The organism is Algoriphagus aquatilis (assembly GCF_042657405.1).
Taxonomy (GTDB): Bacteria; Bacteroidota; Bacteroidia; order Cytophagales; family Cyclobacteriaceae; genus Algoriphagus; species Algoriphagus aquatilis.
In genome coordinates this window covers 1-756 of sequence record NZ_JBHSKS010000037.1, presented here as the reverse complement: position 1 = coordinate 756, position 756 = coordinate 1, and the positions used below count along the sequence as shown (strand labels likewise).

Annotated in this window: 1 protein-coding gene; it reads right to left on the bottom strand. The window is 31.3% G+C overall.

The annotated features are described in order from the left end of the window. Positions 1-144: 144 nt before the first annotated feature. Positions 145-588, bottom strand: a complete 444-nt coding sequence (locus ACFPIK_RS18145; protein ID WP_377917879.1) for a DUF4221 family protein — start codon at positions 586-588, stop codon at positions 145-147. Between the last annotated feature and the right edge of the window lie 168 nt (positions 589-756).

The window sequence follows — 756 nt, the reverse complement described above, 5'->3', positions numbered from 1 at the left end:
GCTTACCTGACCGAAGCGCATCTCCGGCCTGCTTGGCGAAAGCCTTGAAATCAAACTCTTCTTTGTCTTCTTTCATAGTCAAAATTTAATGGTTTAAATTTTGACACAGTTATTTGAACAGTCTCATTCCAATTTTTGTTAAAATCAATTTTTAAAAGGTCTTTCCACACTCCAAACCTCAAACGACATAAAATTTTCATCTTTCAAATAAAGATCTTTGCGAAAAATATTCAACCCTTCATCAGACACAAAAATCATTTCACAGTCAAAAATCTTTCCATCAAATCTTTTTTCCGTGAGCTTATTTAAATTTTTATCTAAAACAATTACAGAAAAATCAGGAATTCTATCTCCTCTTTGAACTTCTTCCAAACTTGGACGGAGATAAGCTATACGATATAACATTTCTCTTTGTTCGTCTACTAAAAGACCTGCAAAATCAGAGTTAGAAAGTGAAAAATAATCCTCCTCTAAATTTCTTTCATTTGGATTTATGGAAAGGAAGTAGTTAGAATTTTCCTTGAAATAGGGAATTTCTTTAAAATAATCACTTCCGATTTTTTTAATTTCAAATTTTAAACCTTTCAAGTCGGAAAAATGAATCCCAAAGTCAATTGGAAAATTAATGTATATGTATATCCGCAATGATACCAGTAGCCAAATAAGTTCTTACTGACAGTTAGTGACAATTGCTTTAGTTGGGTTTCAACTTGCTTTAAATTAGGTCAAAATAGACGGTTTTGACCATGAACATTA